Source organism: Pseudomonas sp. S2_C03, assembly GCF_054668405.1.
On sequence record NZ_CP162766.1, the window covers coordinates 5,946,390 to 5,961,886 of the forward strand.

Sequence of the window (15,497 nt, forward strand, 5' to 3'; positions counted from 1 at the left end):
ATTCAGCGTCTGGACTGTGATTGTCGGTGTGGGTTCGGTGGCAGTAGGTTTAGGGCATCTGCTACCGGAGAAGTCACCATGCCCGAGTACAAGGCGCCCTTGCGCGACATGCGCTTTCTGATCAATCACGTGTTCGATTTTCACAGCAATTACGCTGCGCTGGGCGCCACGGAGGCCAGCCCGGACATGGTCGATGCGATCCTCGAAGAGGGGGCGAGGTTCTGCGAGAACGTGCTCGCCCCACTCAATAGAAGCGGTGATGAGGAAGGCTGTCATTTCGACAATGGTGTAGTGACGACGCCGGCCGGTTTCAAGCAGGCTTTCGCCCAGTATGTCGAAGGTGGCTGGCATGGCCTGGCCGCCGACCCTGGGTACGGTGGCCAGGGACTACCCACTTCGTTGGGACTGGTCATCAGCGAGATGGTCGGGTCCAGCAACACCTCGTGGGGCATGTACCCGGGCTTGACGCACGGGGCGATGTCGGCAATTCACGCGCATGGCACGCAGGCGCAGAAAAACACCTACCTGAGCAAACTGACCGCCGGCCAATGGACGGGCACCATGTGCCTGACCGAAGCCCATTGCGGCACCGACCTGGGCATCATCAAGACACGCGCCGTACCCACTGCGGACGGCAGCTATGCGATTTCCGGCAGCAAGATCTTCATCTCCGCCGGAGAACACGACATGAGCGAAAACATCGTTCACCTCGTGTTGGCGAAACTGCCGGATGCTCCGCCGGGCACCAAGGGCATTTCGTTGTTCATCGTTCCCAAATTCCTGCCCGATGCACACGGTGAGGCCGGCGAGCGCAACGGTGTTTCCTGTGGCTCCATCGAACACAAGATGGGTATCAAGGCGTCTGCCACCTGCGTGCTGAACTTCGATGACGCGAGGGGCTTTCTCATCGGTGAGCCGAACAAGGGCCTGAACTGCATGTTCACCATGATGAACCATGCGCGGCTGGGCACCGGGATGCAGGGCCTGTGTCTTGGTGAAGCGAGCTTCCAGGGAGCGATCAAGTACGCCAATGATCGCTTGCAAATGCGCGCGCTGACCGGCGCTAAAGCACCGGAAAAAGCCGCCGACCCGATCATCGTTCATCCTGACGTACGACGGATGTTGCTCACCATGAAGGCCTTCAACGAAGGCAACCGCGCGCTCACCTACTTCACCGCCCAGTTACTGGACGTCGCGCATTTGAGTGCGGACGAAACGGCACGTCAGAACGCCGAAGACTTGCTGGCCTTCCTGACGCCGATCTGCAAGGCCTTCATGACCGACACCGGGCTGGAAGTGACCAACCTCGGCATGCAGGTGTTCGGCGGCCACGGTTTCATTCGAGAATGGGGCATGGAGCAACTGGTTCGCGATTGCCGGATTGCACCTATCTATGAAGGCACCAACGGTATTCAGGCATTGGATCTGCTGGGGCGAAAAGTGCTCGGTAGCCAGGGCAAGCTGTTGCGTGGCTTCACCAGGATCGTCCACAAGTTCTGTACGGCGAACGCCGGGCATCCGCAACTGGGCAGTTACGTGGCGCAGCTCAATGAACTCAACCAGCAGTGGGGCGAGGTGACGACTCGGGTGGGCATGGCGGCAATGAAAAACCCGGATGAGGTCGGCGCTGCATCCGTGGACTACTTGATGTACAGCGGCTACATCGTGCTGGGCTACCTGTGGCTGCGCATGGCCCTTGTGGCGCAGGCACGCCTGGAATCGGGCGAGGGCGAGGCGGAGTTCCATCGAGGCAAGCTGGCGACCAACGAGTTTTACTTCAAGCGTTTGTTGCCGCGTACCGCTTCTCACCGCGCCGCCATCGAAGCGGGCAGCGATTGCCTGATGTCGCTGTCGGCGGAATCATTTGCGCTCTGACGACTGGCGGTGAACGCTTCGTGAGCCTTCGCTAATCCGGCAGGCTCACAAGCTCGCTGCAGGGCTCATGAAATACTGGTGACCAAAAATTACAAAAGGGTCACTAGTTGACCCTATGTGTCGCAAAAGTTGTTGGGGTACACTCGGGCCCAACGAGACACTCTTCCTACACATCACCTGTAAAAGATCTTGCGAGGTTTGCCATGGCTGACTACAAAGCGCCCCTGCGTGATATGCGCTTCGTCCTCAATGAAGTGTTCGAGGTTGCCAAATTGTGGGCCGAGTTGCCTGCACTGGCCGAGACCGTCGACGCGGAAACGGTCGAGGCCATTCTTGAAGAAGCCGGCAAGGTCACCAGTAAAAGCATCGCGCCGCTGAGCCGTGGGGCCGACGAAGAAGGTTGCCATTGGGCGGATGGCGCTGTTACCACGCCAGCAGGTTTCCCACAGGCTTACCAGACGTATGCCGAAGGCGGCTGGGTCGGTGTGGGCGGTCACCCGGCTTACGGCGGCATGGGCATGCCCAAGGCGGTCTCGGCCCAGGTCGAGGAAATGGTCAACTCCTCGAGCCTGGCGTTCGGTCTGTACCCGATGCTGACGGCGGGCGCTTGCCTGTCGATCAACGCCCACGCCAGCGACGAGCTGAAGGCGGCTTACCTGCCGAACATGTACGCCGGTATCTGGGCAGGTTCCATGTGCCTGACCGAGCCGCATGCCGGCACGGATCTGGGGATCATTCGTACCAAGGCCGAGCCTCAAGCGGACGGTTCCTACAAGGTCAGCGGCACCAAGATCTTCATCACTGGCGGTGAACATGACCTGACCGAGAACATCATCCACCTGGTGCTGGCGAAACTGCCGGACGCACCGGCAGGGCCCAAGGGTATTTCGCTATTTCTGGTGCCCAAGTTCCTGGTCAACGCCGACGGCAGCCTGGGTGAGCGCAACCCTGCAAATTGCGGCTCGATCGAACACAAAATGGGTATCCAGGCGTCCGCCACCTGCGTGATGAACTTCGATGAAGCCGTGGGTTATCTGGTCGGCGAGCCGAACAAGGGCCTCGCGGCAATGTTCACCATGATGAACTACGAGCGCCTGGGCGTAGGCATCCAGGGGCTCGCGACGGGTGAGCGTTCCTACCAGAACGCCGTCGAGTATGCCCGCGATCGCCTGCAAAGCCGTTCACCGACGGGTGCGCAGAACAAAGACAAGGTTGCAGACCCGATCATCGTGCATCCGGACGTGCGCCGCATGCTGCTGACCATGAAAGCTGCGAACGAAGGCGGCCGCGCGTTCTCCACTTACGTGGCCATGCAGTTGGACACCGCCAAGTTCAGCGAAGACGCCGCCACCCGCAAGCGTGCAGAAGACCTGGTGGCGCTGCTGACTCCGGTAGCCAAGGCATTCCTGACCGACCTCGGCCTGGAAACCACCGTTCACGGCCAGCAGGTGTTCGGCGGCCACGGTTACATCCGTGAGTGGGGCCAGGAGCAGTTGGTGCGTGACGTGCGCATCACCCAGATCTACGAAGGCACCAACGGCATTCAGGCGCTGGACCTTGTGGGGCGCAAGGTCGTTGGCAGCGGCGGAGCTTTCTACAAGCTGTTCGCCGATGAGATTCGGCACTTCACCACAACGGCCAGTGCCGATCTGGGCGAGTTCACCCAACCGCTGAATGACGCGTTGACCACGTTGGATGAACTGACCGCCTGGCTGCTGGACCGGGCTAAGAACAACCCGAATGAAATCGGCGCGGCTTCGGTCGAGTACCTGCAAACCTTCGGTTATGTTGCCTACGCCTACATGTGGGCATTGATGGCCAAGGCGGCGCTGGGCAAGGAAACACAGGACGATTTCTATGCGAGCAAAGTGGGTACAGCGCGCTTCTATTTCGCACGCTTGCTGCCACGAATTCACTCGCTCAGCGCATCGGTGCGGGCAGGCAGCGAGTCGCTGTTCCTGCTGGATGCCGCACAGTTCTGACTGTGGAACGTCGTGTAAGCATTCTCTTACACGACGTGCTGCTCATCTCCCATAGATGCAGATTGGATCCACGGCTAATCTACTTCACATGGACGTCGCGCAGGAAAGCGCAAGTTACAACACGGACACGTAGGATTCTGCCAGGACGGCGGAGTGAAATGGATGTCAGGGAAACAGTCTGCAAAGCCCCGCTTCGGCGGGGTTTTCTTATGCCCGCAGAAAAGTTATCCGCTCAGCCCGTCAGGGTTTATCGAGCGATCATCCGTGGCACTCATCACTTCTTCCAGCAAATTGCGTAACAACGTCATTGATGCCTGTTGACGTTGTACGTCACGACATACCAGCCCGACTTTCAGCGGTACTCGCGGTTCGGTCAGAGGCTTCCACAGCAGCTCATGGCTGCCCAGTACTTTTTGTGATCGCCCCGGCAGCACGGTTGCCAAGCGGGTGTGGGGCAGGCTGTCGAGAATCCCCGCCATGTTATTCAACTCCGCCTGCACTTGCGGTCGCCGCCCCAGGCTGGCCAGTTGCGTCTGCCAGATCTGCCGCACCTGAAACTCCTCGCCCAGCAGCAACATCGGCAGTTCGGCTGCCTGCCCCATGGAAACCTTCTTGAATTCGCGCAACGGATGATCAGCCGGGATGACGAGAGTCAGTTCGTCTTCGTACAGCATCACGCCATGCAATCCCGGTTGGCGTGGTGGCAGGTAGCTGATGCCGATGTCCAGGGTACCACTGAGCAGGCGTCGCTCAATCTCCAGACCCGAGAGCTCATAGATCTGCACCACCAGATGCGGCTGCGCCTTGCGCACACGCTCGAGCAGCTGCGGCACTAGGCTGCTGTGCACCGTTTGCAGCACGCCGATGGCCAGTGTTCGCAGGGCCTGACCCTTGAAGTTGCCCATCGCTTCACGGGCCCGTTGCAAGCCGTCGAGCAAGGGGAGGGCGTGGTTGTACAGCGTGTGGGCAGCCAGGGTCGGCAGCAGGCGTTTGCTGCTGCGCTCGAACAAGCTGAGATCGAGGTTCTGCTCAAGCTGGCGAATCTGTTGGGACAGCGCTGGTTGAGAGATCGACAGACGCTCGGCGGCCCGTCCGACATGGCCCTCTTCGTAGACCGCGACGAAATAACGCAGTTGTTTGAAATCCATAAGTTTTACTTATTGAAAATACTGGAAAAACGAAATGGTCCAGGGACCGGCATAGGCCTAGTCTAACCGCATTCACTAGGCTTACAGGGCCAGAGAGCGCGATGAATACCATTCACCGAAAGGGTGTTTGCATAGGTAAGGCAAAAAACCTCAATGAAGGTTTTTTTGTATGAATTTGTTCAGTTTGCGGCGCAGTACCCCCAGCCTCGAAGACCTGAGTGAGGAGGCGTTCATGCCGTCCACGGACGACGCCTCGTCCAGCGAATACCTGATGCCCAGCGTCGAGCGGCCCAAGCAGGTCTTTGTGCGAGGGCAGGGTTCATGGTTGTGGGACAGCGATGATCGCGCTTACCTCGATTTCTCTCAGGGTAACGGCGCCAATAGTCTTGGGCACAGCCCATCAGTGTTGGTCAACGCCATTTCTGCTCAGGCTCAGTCGCTGATCAATCCAGGCTTTGGTCTGCATAACCGCGGCATGCTCAATCTCGCTGAACGTCTTTGCGCCAGTGCCGGCAGCGATCAGGCGTACCTGCTCAACACTGGCAGCGAGGCGTGTGAGGCGGCGATCAAGCTGGCACGCAAGTGGGGCCAACTGCACCGCGGAGGCGCTTCGGGGATCATCGTCGCCAACAATGGGTGCCACGGCCGCAGTCTCGGGACTATTCCGGCGTCAGACAGTGTCAACCTGGCCAACCGTTTCGAGCCACAGCTGCCGGGCTTCAGCCATGTGCCGTTCAACGATCTGGCCGCGTTGCATGCCGCCGTCGACGCACAAACCGTCGCGATCATGCTTGAACCGGTCCAGAGCGAAGCCGGGGTTATTCCCGCCACCGAGCATTACCTCAAGGGCGTTGAGCGCCTGTGCCGTGAGCTGGGCATTCTGTTGATCCTGGATGAAGTGCAAACCGGCGTCGGTCGTCTCGGCACCTTGCTCGCGGAGCAATCCTACGGCGTGCGGGCAGATATCGTCGTGCTCGGTAAAGGGCTGGGTGGCGGAGTACCGGTTGCGGCACTCCTGGCCCGGGGCAAAGCCTGCTGTTTCGATGTGGGCGAGCTGACGGGTACTCATCACGGCAATGCTTTGATGACGGCGGCCGCGCTTGCCGTACTCGGCAGCGTGCAGGACAAGGGGTTTCTCAAGCATGTCGGGGAGACTGGCGAGCATTTGCGCGAAGGCCTGGCGCGACTGGCGCATCGCTATGGCCATGGCCAATTGCGAGGCCAGGGGCTGCTTTGGGGCCTGACCCTGTCCGACGCTTCGGCTGGGGCAGTGGTCAAGGCCGCCATGTCCGAAGGCCTGCTGCTCGACGCCCCGCAACCCGATTGCTTGCGTTTCACCCCGGCGCTCACGGTCAGCAACGCCAACATCGACGAAATGCTCCTGCGCCTGGCCCGTGCCTTCTCCCGCGTGCGGACGGCACAACTGCAATGCCGCAAAGGGATTGCCGTCTGACAGCAACGTCCTGCACGAATTTCCGAACCGTCTCGCGGTATAACGCGTCGCCCCACGTTTGATTCTTTTGACGTGGGGCGTTTTTTTGTCTCTGCATTTTTCCAGATGCCAATCGGTGCTTGAGCGATGGCGCGATCGGTGGTTTTTTAGTGCACGTCGGCAAGGAGTGCCGATGCCCGCAGAGTGACAGAGTCATTCAGCAGGCTTTGATTTATATACCACTAAGTGGTATGTTTTTTTAGGAAGGGATGCCGATGAGACCCCGGTTGTTCAAGACCAAGCGTTTTGCCGTGCAGGCTGGCAAGGCATGGATTGGCGATGACGAGCTTCGCGACGCTTTTGCGCAAATGCTAAGGGGCCAGGCCGAAAGCCTCGGCGGTGGGGTTTGGAAGAAACGCTTGAATGCCAATCGACATCGCTCGATTGTTGTGGCCAAGGGTGAGCGTTACTGGGTGTATCAATTCCTGTACGCCAAAAAAGATCAAAGCAATATCAGTCAAGCGGATTTGATCGGCTTTCGGAAAGTGGCGAAGACCTACGAGATGCTGACAGAACTGCAACTCCAGTCCCTGCTGGATACAAAGGAGTTTTTGGAGGTTTTTCATGAGTAGAAAGTTCAAAAGTGAGGCATTGGAATCGGTACACGAATCCGCCAGCGCCCTGTACGCCATCGGCGCAATCAGCAAGGCAACCATGCGCGAGTTCGATGAGTCCTGCCTTGCAACCGTTCCCGATGCGATCCCGGCGGAGCAGATCAAGGCGCTGCGCGAGCGCAACAATGTCAGCCAGCCGGTGTTCGCACGTTATCTGAACACCAGTGCATCGACGGTAAAGCAATGGGAAGCCGGCGCCAAACATCCCAGTGGCATGGCGCTCAAACTGCTGAGCATCGTGCAGAAACACGGGCTGGAAATACTGGCCTGAATTCGCGAACTGAACCCTGACGAACGGCGCAGGTCGATTAGCTGTAGGGCGCACGCGCCCACTTCAAATCAGGAGCTGCCCCATGGATTTCATTCGCATCATCATCGCTATTCTTCTACCGCCACTGGGTGTGTTTCTTCAGGTCGGCTTCGGTGGGGCGTTCTGGCTGAATATTCTGCTGACGTTGTGCGGTTACATTCCGGGGATCGTGCACGCGGTCTACATCATCGCCAAGCGCTGAGAGTCGCTGCGACCGATAGGTAGTTTTCGCTGGCAAGCCAGCTCCTACAGGGGATTGCGTATCTTGTAGAGCTGGCTTGCCAGCAATTGGAACGACGCTATCTCAAGTGGATGATTTCATCACCCGCTTGTAAAACAACCACTCGTGCTCCAGTGCATGGGCTTGGTTCCCCGCCTTGCGGAAACCATGGCGTTCGTCGGGATAGTAATGGGCTTCAACCAGGATGCCGTTTTCCTGTAGAGCCTCGACCATGTCGCGGGTCTGTTGAGGCACCACGACGGCGTCGAGTTCACCCTGGAAGAAGATCATCGGTACGCGGATGTTTCCTGCATGAAGCAGAGGCGTACGGGCGGCGTAGCGTTCGGCGTCCCTGTCGGGATCGCCGATCAGCCAATCCAGGTAATCACCCTCGAACTTGTGGGTGATCCGGCCCAGCGCCACGGGATCGCTGACCCCGTAGAGACTCGCACCGGCGCGAAACACCGTGTTGAACGCCAGCGCGCACAACGTGGTGTAGCCACCGGCACTGCCACCGCGGATGAACGCTCTATCGCCATCGATCAAGCCACGGTTGGCGAGATGTGTCACCACCGCGCAAGCATCCTCTACATCCACTTCCCCCCAGCTCAAATACAGCGCTTGGCGGTACGCCCGCCCATAGCCGCTGCTGCCACGGTAATTGAGGTCGGCCACGGCGAAACCGCGTTGCGCCCAATACTGAATGCGCGGATCCAGTATCGGGTAGCACGCTGACGTCGGGCCGCCGTGGATGAATACCACCAGCGGCGGTTTCGCCTCGCCGGACATCGCGGGATAAAAGAATCCGTGTGCCTCGCCCGAGCCGCTCGGGTAACGCAGGGTTTGCGGGACGCTGATCCGTTCTGCCGGCAATGGTGCCACGCCGCCCGCCAGCACTTTCGCTTGTCCGGTAGTGCGCTCGATGGCGATGATCGCGGATGGTCTGACGGGGGAGGCAGCGATGCAGTAGATGAAATCTTCATCCATGGCCAAATGTCGGAAACGGCTGTAGTCGCCGGTGAAGTCTTCAACGGTTTCCGTGCAGATGGCGAGTCGGCCGAAACCGTCTTCGGTCCAACTGGCCAGAAAAGCGTTATCTGCGAGTGGCAGCCAGGTGCAGCCACCCAGTTGCCAAGGCGCGGGGCCGTGGTCGGCCGCAACGCTGGGCAACGCTCGCAAACCGTCCGGTGACTCCCCCCAAGGCTGCCAGTACCCGGTGCGATCCGTCAGGCAATAAAGACGACCATGCTCATCGAAACGGGGCTGTTGTACCGATTCCTGAGTTTCTTCGCCGGCCACGCAGCGAGCAGGGGGAAAAACGCCGCCGTTTGTGCGCTCGGCGACCATCAGGCGCGTAGCGGTCCAGGGCTGATCCGGACGGCTCCATTCGATCCAGGCCAGGCGCTGTCCGTCGGGGCTCAGCGTCGGCGCGGCATAGAAATCAGCACCCTCGGCCAACAGATGGCGGTTCCCGCTCGCCAGATCAATGGCCACCAGACGGTGGTGATTGCGCTGTTCTTCCACGGCCAGAACCTGACCCTCGGCGAACTTCAGATCGCCATACCGGCATTCACCGGACGTCAGCGGCACGGGTGTTTCGCCCTGCAGCGATTGGCGATACAACTGTTGGTCTGCTTCGTTGACGAACACGATTCCATCGTCTGTCAGGCAAAACGCTCCACCGCCATATTCGTACACGCGACTGCGTACGCTGAAACCGTCGGGCGTCAGGCAATGTGCCTGGTCGTCACGCCAATGCCAGATGCGGCATGCGGCGTCTTCGGGGCGGTATTCATTCCAGAACAGGCCATGCTGCCCGACCAGCAGTTCGGCAAAGTCGACGCCAGCGGCCACGGCATTGGCGGCGCTCAGCGGTTCAGCTTTTGGCGATGAGGTGTGAGTTTCGTTCATTGCGAAAGGCCAGTTGTTCGATGGTTTCGGTGGCGTGCTCGGCCTCTTCGCGGGCCTTGAGAATCATGCCGTGATGCTGCGATTTGCTGCACACCGGGTCGGCGTTGCTGGCGTCACCGGTGAGCATGAACGCCTGACAGCGACAGCCGCCAAAGTCCTTTTCTTTTTCGTCGCAGGAGCGACAAGGCTCGGGCATCCAGTCGTAGCCGCGAAAACGGTTGAAGCCAAAGGAGTCGTACCAGATGTGTTGCATGCTGTGATCGCGCACATTGGGAAATTGCACCGGCATCTGTCGGGCACCGTGACAGGGAAGGGCTGTACCGTCGGGTGTCACTGTCAGAAAAATACTGCCCCAGCCGTTCATGCAGGCCTTCGGGCGTTCTTCGTAATAGTCCGGAGTGACGAAAATCAGTTTGCAGGGGTGTCCTTCTGCTTCCAGTTTGGCGCGATATTGGTTGGTGATGCGTTCAGCGCGCGTCAGTTGTTCCTGGGTCGGCAGCAGGCCCACCCGATTGAGTTGTGCCCAACCGTAGAACTGGCAGGTGGCGAGTTCAACGAAGTCGGCTTCGAGGGCAATGCACAGCTCGATGATGCGGTCGATTTTATCGATGTTGTGCCGATGGGTAACGAAGTTCAGCACCATTGGATAGCCATGGGCCTTTACTGCACGGGCCATCTCCAGTTTCTGCGCGAACGCTTTTTTTGAACCGGCCAGCAGGTTGTTCACTTGCTCGTCGCTGGCCTGGAAACTGATCTGGATATGGTCCAGGCCGGCCTTTTTGAAGTCACTGATTTTCTGCTCGGTCAGACCAATGCCCGAAGTGATCAGGTTGGTATAGAAACCGAGCTTGCGCGCCTCGCCAATCAACTGCGCAAGGTCCTGGCGCACGAGCGGTTCGCCACCGGAAAAGCCCAGTTGCGCCGCGCCCATTTCCCGCGCTTCACGAAACACCTTGATCCACTGCTCGGTGCTCAGCTCTTTGCCTTGCTCGGCGAAGTCCAGCGGGTTGGAGCAGTAGGGGCATTGCAATGGGCAACGATAGGTCAGCTCGGCCAGCAGCCACAGCGGCAGGCCGACGTCCGGCTTGGGCGGTAACTTATCCGACACGTCGTCAGGCAAGTTCGATCCAGTGCTGAGCACGGGCAACCTCCATGAATTGCTCGATGTCGTCACCCAGTTCCGGTACCCCGGGGAACTGCTTGTCGAGCTCGGTGATGATCGCCGCGACGTCGCGCTGGCCGTCGATCAAACCACCGATCAGCGCGGCACTGTCATTGAGTTTGATCATGCCTTCGGGGTACAGCAGCACGTGACCTTTTTGCGCCGGTTCGTACTGGAAACGGTAGCCGGGACGCCAGGTCGGGGTTTTGCTGCGGTCGAAACTCATAGGTTGATTCCTTTATGCCAGACCCGTTGTTCGGTCACGCTGTGATACGGCGGGCGTTTCAATTCGTAGGCCATGCTCATGGCGTCGAGCATGCTCCAAAGAATGTCCAGTTTGAACTGGAGAATTTCCAGCATGCGCTCCTGGCCTTCCCGTGTCGTGTAGTGTCGCAGGGTGATCGCCAGTCCATGCTCGACATCGCGCCGCGCCTGGCCCAGGCGAGTGCGAAAGTATTCGTAGCCGGCCGGGTCGATCCACGGGTAATGCTGGGGCCAGCTGTCCAGGCGCGACTGGTGTATCTGTGGCGCGAACAGTTCGGTCAGCGAGCTGCTGGCGGCTTCCTGCCAGCTCGCACGGCGGGCGAAGTTGACGTAGGCGTCCACGGCAAAACGCACACCGGGCAGGACCAGTTCCTGGGAACGCAATTGGTCAGGGTCGAGGCCGACAGCCTGGCCCAGGCGCAACCAGGCTTCAATTCCGCCGTCTTCGCCAGGGGCGCCATCGTGATCGAGCAGGCGCTGAATCCACTCGCGGCGGATTTCGCGGTCCGGGCAGTTGGCCAGGATGGCCGCGTCCTTCAGGGGGATGTTCACCTGATAGTAGAAACGGTTGGCGACCCAGCCCTGGATTTGCTCCCGGGTCGCCCGGCCTTCGTACATCGCCACGTGGTAGGGGTGATGGATGTGGTAATAGGCGCCCTTGGCCTTCAGGGCGGCTTCGAATTCGGCGGGGGAGAGCGGGGTGTCAGTCATTTCGGGGCTCCAGCGGTGTCGGGTAGGGCCTCATCGCGAGCTTTGCTGTAAATGCAGGCAGCCCGTCATCGTATGGGAGCGAGCCTGCTCGCGATAGGCCGCGAAGCGGTCTTGGCCTCTTACAAAACAATACTCATCCCGTCATACGCCACTTCGACGTCACGCCGAACCAGCTCCGCGCGCTCCGGCGAGTCTTCATCGAGAATCGGGTTGGTGTTGTTGATGTGGATAAGCACCTTGCGCTGCTTGGGCAACTGATCCAGCACCTCGAGCATGCCGCCGGCGCCGTTCTGTGCCAAGTGTCCCATTTCACGGCCGGTGCGGGTGCCGACGCCGCGGCGTTGCATTTCGTCGTCATCCCATAACGTGCCATCCACCAGCAGGCAGTCGCTGCCTGCCATGATCTGCATCAGCGGCGCGTCCACCTTGCCCAGGCCGGGGGCGTAGAACAGCTTGCCGCCGGTGTTCAGGTCCTCAACGATGAGCCCGATGTTGTCGCCAGGATGCGGGTCGAAGCGATGCGGTGAATACGGTGGCGCCGCACTGCGCAGTGGCAGTGGGATGAAACGCAGGTTCGGGCAAGCGGGAATGGTGAAGCTGCGGTCCAACTCGATGCGGTTCCAGCTTAGCCCGCCGTTCCAGTGGGTAAGCATGGTGAACAGCGGGAAACCGGTGCTCAGGTCTTCATGGACCATGTCGGTGCACCAGACGTTGTGCGGGCATCCCTCACGCAGACTGAGCAGGCCGGTGGTGTGATCGATCTGGCTGTCCATCAACACAATGGCGCTGATGCCGGTGTCGCGAAGGGCCCGGCCCGGTTGCATTGGGGCGAAGCTCTGGAGCTGGGCACGGATGTCCGGCGAGGCGTTGCACAGGACCCAGTTGATACCGTCATCGGAAATCGCAATGGATGACTGGGTTCGGGCCTTGGCATTCAGGCTGCCGTCGCGAAAACCTGCGCAGTTCACGCAGTTGCAGTTCCACTGGGGGAAACCGCCGCCGGCAGCGGAACCTAGGATCTGGACAAACATGGGCGCTCCGTCATTCAACTCTGAAAATAAAAACGCCCCGGTAAACCGAGGCGTTGCACATCGCTTTGAGTCTACAACCTTAGCGGCTGGCGAAGTACATGGTGACTTCAAAGCCGATACGCAGGTCGGTGTAAGCAGGCTTGGACCAGGACATGGGAGCGCTCCTTGTGGTGATGGGACGGTTGATAGCTATACATATAGTCCACCTCCAACCGGAGATGTTCAGATAGTTAGGTGGCTATGTTACTCAAATTTACAAATGAATGGCCGGCAATCTCGGAAAAAGCTCATTGCACCAGCGGTAAAAATCCTCGCGTCAAGCGCCAGGGAGGCGGCGGTTCAGAATGGGTGGCCAGGCATCGCCAGCCACCTTCGGTATCGTTCAGTCGGTGGGCGGCGGCGATCAAATCGCTGTGTTGGAGGGCCTGAATCGCCAATGGCAACTGAGCCAGGTAATCCGACGAGTGGCCTGCCTGTTTACCCTGCCAGAGCTGTTCGGCGGCCTGGGCCAGCGGCAATAGGGCTGGATCGAATTGCTCGGCGAGCGACTGGCGCTGGGAGATGAATGTGGCGGCATCGATCGCCTCGATCATGGCGGGTAGCTCGCCGAAGAAGCGTTCAATGTGTTCCAGCAATTGCAGGGGTGGGGTACTTGGCGACTGTACGCCTATCAGCAGTCCGGTCCGCCCATGGATCTGGCGCAGAGAGCTGAAGACGGCATAACCCAATTGCAGTTCAACACGCAGACGCTGATAGATCGGCGTCTGACAGACCAACCCTAAGAGGCGCCAGGCAGCCTCGTCGGAGATTTCCCGCGTAGCTGTCGGACAGAACAGCAGAATCGCGTGTTCGCTGGAGCCGGTATCCAACGTTGTCCACAGACGCTGCCCGTTGATCGAGCGTGCGGTTGCCACTTGGCCATCGGCAATACCGGGTGTGCGGCTCAGGGCTAACCCCAATGCGGCCTGCGTCTGCGCTGAGAGACCGACGGCCAGGCCTTCCCACCGTGCGGTGGACCACAGCTGCTGCGCATCATCGCAGAGCGCCGTCGGCTCAAGGCAATGATCGGGCAAGACTTTGAGCAACTGCTTGATTGGGATCGGCGCAGGATTTTTCGACACCTCAAGTGAGCAGCCACTGACGGGCGTCGTCAGTTCTTTCAGCGCGTGTTCCAAAATACTCGGCATCGACTCCTGCAGCCCCGTCACTCTCAGCAGCCATTCATTGCCCGACGCGCTGAATGATATCTCGACGCCGGCTTGGCGGGCTTCTTCGCACAGCGGTTGCAGTCGGTCCTCAAGATGTTGTTGCAGACGTGGCTGAGGCGAGGCCTGCAGTCGCCAGCGCAGGTAGATTGCCCCTTGTGCCGTGTTGTCTGGCAGGGCCTGGCTGAATTGCATCGGCGAAGTTTCACGACGGTTGCGCGAGCGATCCTGGGCAAAGGTTCTCAGGCCACGGTGTTTGCTGGTTTGACCGCGAATAAGGCCAGCATTCTGGGCGGGAGCTTCGAGGTGCAGGAACGGATTGGGTGCGGGCAACTGCCATTCACCGCTGAAGTTATCCACAGCGCCCATAGTCTTCAGAATGTGTTCAAGCGCGACGACACCTTGATTGGATAAACCGATTTCGAGCTGTTCACTGTCCAGGCGGGCCAATTGCAGGGCGCTGCTCATCTGTTGCTGACGCGCCTGCAATACCGTGTATTCGTCACGCAGAGCCGACCAATCCTGCTTGGCAAAGAAGCCCAGCCAGTCGAGGAGGTTCTCGCGGACTACGTTCGGCGGGGCTGTTGTGGCGACCTCGATATGCAGCACGGCTTGTTCGGCAAACCGATACAGCACCTGCGCCTTCAAACGCTCCGCCAAGTCACTGGCACGCAACTGTGACAGCAACCCTCCGTGTCTTCCGAGGTTCAGCCAGTGACACAGGAACGCCAGCGCCTCACCCGAGAAAGGAGGCAGCGATTCAAACGTGAAGAGTAGATCGAGCCGGCGCTCGCTCACCTGTTGATACGTGCTGTCTGAGGACGCCATCAGCGCCAACGGTTTTGTCTGTGGGATGTTTTCTCCGGTTGTAATCACTGCACCGAAACCCAGCGCCAGTTGCCGCAGATCTTCGATACTCTGTGGCCCCGCCAGGCTCAAGGTCATCTGTCCGGTCTGGTAGAAACGCTGATGGAAATCCTTCAGTGCCAGTTGAAAGTCCGCTTCCGGCACCGGCAACGTGTCGCGATTACCAGCGTGAAACCCTCGTAATGGATGACCCGCCGACAGCCCATCGAACAGCGCCAGCTGCTGTTGCGCCCGCGCATCCTGCGACCAGGCGACAAATTCAGCGTGCAACACCTCGCGTTCACGCTGTTGATCGTCCGGACTCATTCGCGGATGAGCGAGCATGTCTGACAGTCGTTCAAGCCCTGCGCTGAAATGCTTGGGGGGCAGCTCGAAAAAGAAGTCGGTCGTGCGCTCACTGGTTCGCGCATTGACCTGCCCGCCGTGACATTGAACGTAGGCCATCAACCCTTGATTTCCAGGGAAGCGGTCTGTGCCGAGAAACAGCAGGTGCTCAAGGAAATGCGCCAGGCCCGGCCAGGCCAGCGGCACATCATGACTGCCTGCCGCGACCCTTAATGCCGCCGCGCAGCGCTTTAAGTCAGGGGCATGACGTAGCGTCACCCGCAAGCCGTTGGCCAGGGTTTCCGTGTGGGGGCGAGAGGGAATCGGCGCAGGCATGAGCACTTCCAGGACAGAGAAGCGCCCATGCTAGCGGATAACGAT

General features: G+C 59.6%; 14 protein-coding genes. 6 read left to right on the plus strand and 8 right to left on the minus strand.

All coding sequences use genetic code 11. The annotated features are described in order from the left end of the window. The first annotated feature begins 78 nt into the window (after positions 1 to 78). Together AB4N64_RS27360 and AB4N64_RS27365 are read left to right on the plus strand one after the other, a co-directional pair. The gene (locus AB4N64_RS27360) at positions 79 to 1,875 is read left to right on the plus strand and encodes an acyl-CoA dehydrogenase C-terminal domain-containing protein (protein ID WP_460120279.1); all 1,797 of its coding nucleotides are present in this window, start codon (positions 79 to 81) and stop codon (positions 1,873 to 1,875) included. 203 nt (positions 1,876 to 2,078) lie between these two features. After that, the gene (locus AB4N64_RS27365; RefSeq protein WP_460120281.1) at positions 2,079 to 3,857 is read left to right on the plus strand and encodes an acyl-CoA dehydrogenase C-terminal domain-containing protein; all 1,779 of its coding nucleotides are present in this window, start codon (positions 2,079 to 2,081) and stop codon (positions 3,855 to 3,857) included. Positions 3,858 to 4,081: 224 nt separating this feature from the next. On the opposite strand, the gene AB4N64_RS27370 is transcribed toward AB4N64_RS27365, so the two are convergent. After that, positions 4,082 to 5,005: a LysR family transcriptional regulator gene (locus tag AB4N64_RS27370; protein WP_460120283.1), complete on the minus strand. Its 924-nt coding sequence runs from the start codon at positions 5,003 to 5,005 to the stop codon at positions 4,082 to 4,084. 169 nt (positions 5,006 to 5,174) lie between these two features. On the opposite strand from AB4N64_RS27370, the gene AB4N64_RS27375 reads away from it, so the two are divergent. From AB4N64_RS27375 to AB4N64_RS27390, 4 genes are all read left to right on the plus strand, one after another. Beyond that, positions 5,175 to 6,458 (plus strand): aspartate aminotransferase family protein, encoded by a 1,284-nt coding sequence (locus AB4N64_RS27375; RefSeq protein WP_460120285.1) that lies wholly within the window; start codon positions 5,175 to 5,177, stop codon positions 6,456 to 6,458. A 254-nt stretch (positions 6,459 to 6,712) separates the two neighbouring features. Continuing rightward, entirely contained in the window at positions 6,713 to 7,069 is a 357-nt protein-coding gene (locus AB4N64_RS27380; protein WP_460120287.1) for a type II toxin-antitoxin system RelE/ParE family toxin, read from the plus strand. Further along, positions 7,062 to 7,382, plus strand: coding sequence for a helix-turn-helix domain-containing protein (locus AB4N64_RS27385; protein ID WP_460120288.1), 321 nt, complete (start codon positions 7,062 to 7,064; stop codon positions 7,380 to 7,382). The genes AB4N64_RS27380 and AB4N64_RS27385 overlap by 8 nt, the downstream gene beginning before the upstream one ends. Before the next feature lie 82 nt (positions 7,383 to 7,464). Continuing rightward, entirely contained in the window at positions 7,465 to 7,623 is a 159-nt protein-coding gene (locus tag AB4N64_RS27390; protein WP_003228885.1) for a YqaE/Pmp3 family membrane protein, read from the plus strand. Between the two features lie 102 nt (positions 7,624 to 7,725). Here AB4N64_RS27390 and AB4N64_RS27395 read toward each other — a convergent pair whose 3' ends face one another. From AB4N64_RS27395 to pqqF, 7 genes are all read right to left on the minus strand, one after another. Beyond that, positions 7,726 to 9,552 (minus strand): S9 family peptidase, encoded by a 1,827-nt coding sequence (locus AB4N64_RS27395; RefSeq protein ID WP_460120290.1) that lies wholly within the window; start codon positions 9,550 to 9,552, stop codon positions 7,726 to 7,728. Then, the gene (gene pqqE, locus AB4N64_RS27400; protein ID WP_460126878.1) at positions 9,518 to 10,660 is read right to left on the minus strand and encodes a pyrroloquinoline quinone biosynthesis protein PqqE; all 1,143 of its coding nucleotides are present in this window, start codon (positions 10,658 to 10,660) and stop codon (positions 9,518 to 9,520) included. Before pqqE ends, AB4N64_RS27395 begins: the two co-directional genes overlap by 35 nt. A gap of 4 nt (positions 10,661 to 10,664) precedes the next feature. After that, positions 10,665 to 10,940, minus strand: coding sequence for a pyrroloquinoline quinone biosynthesis peptide chaperone PqqD (gene pqqD, locus AB4N64_RS27405; RefSeq protein WP_460120292.1), 276 nt, complete (start codon positions 10,938 to 10,940; stop codon positions 10,665 to 10,667). Continuing rightward, a complete protein-coding gene (gene pqqC / locus AB4N64_RS27410) occupies positions 10,937 to 11,689 on the minus strand; it encodes a pyrroloquinoline-quinone synthase PqqC (protein ID WP_460120294.1) in 753 nt (250 codons plus the stop codon). The genes pqqD and pqqC overlap by 4 nt, the downstream gene beginning before the upstream one ends. A gap of 119 nt (positions 11,690 to 11,808) precedes the next feature. Next, positions 11,809 to 12,720: a pyrroloquinoline quinone biosynthesis protein PqqB gene (gene pqqB, locus AB4N64_RS27415; RefSeq protein ID WP_460120295.1), complete on the minus strand. Its 912-nt coding sequence runs from the start codon at positions 12,718 to 12,720 to the stop codon at positions 11,809 to 11,811. A 79-nt stretch (positions 12,721 to 12,799) separates the two neighbouring features. Further along, the gene (gene pqqA / locus AB4N64_RS27420; protein WP_009045898.1) at positions 12,800 to 12,874 is read right to left on the minus strand and encodes a pyrroloquinoline quinone precursor peptide PqqA; all 75 of its coding nucleotides are present in this window, start codon (positions 12,872 to 12,874) and stop codon (positions 12,800 to 12,802) included. Between the two features lie 133 nt (positions 12,875 to 13,007). Then, the gene (gene pqqF, locus AB4N64_RS27425; RefSeq protein WP_460120297.1) at positions 13,008 to 15,452 is read right to left on the minus strand and encodes a pyrroloquinoline quinone biosynthesis protein PqqF; all 2,445 of its coding nucleotides are present in this window, start codon (positions 15,450 to 15,452) and stop codon (positions 13,008 to 13,010) included. Positions 15,453 to 15,497 lie beyond the last annotated feature (45 nt).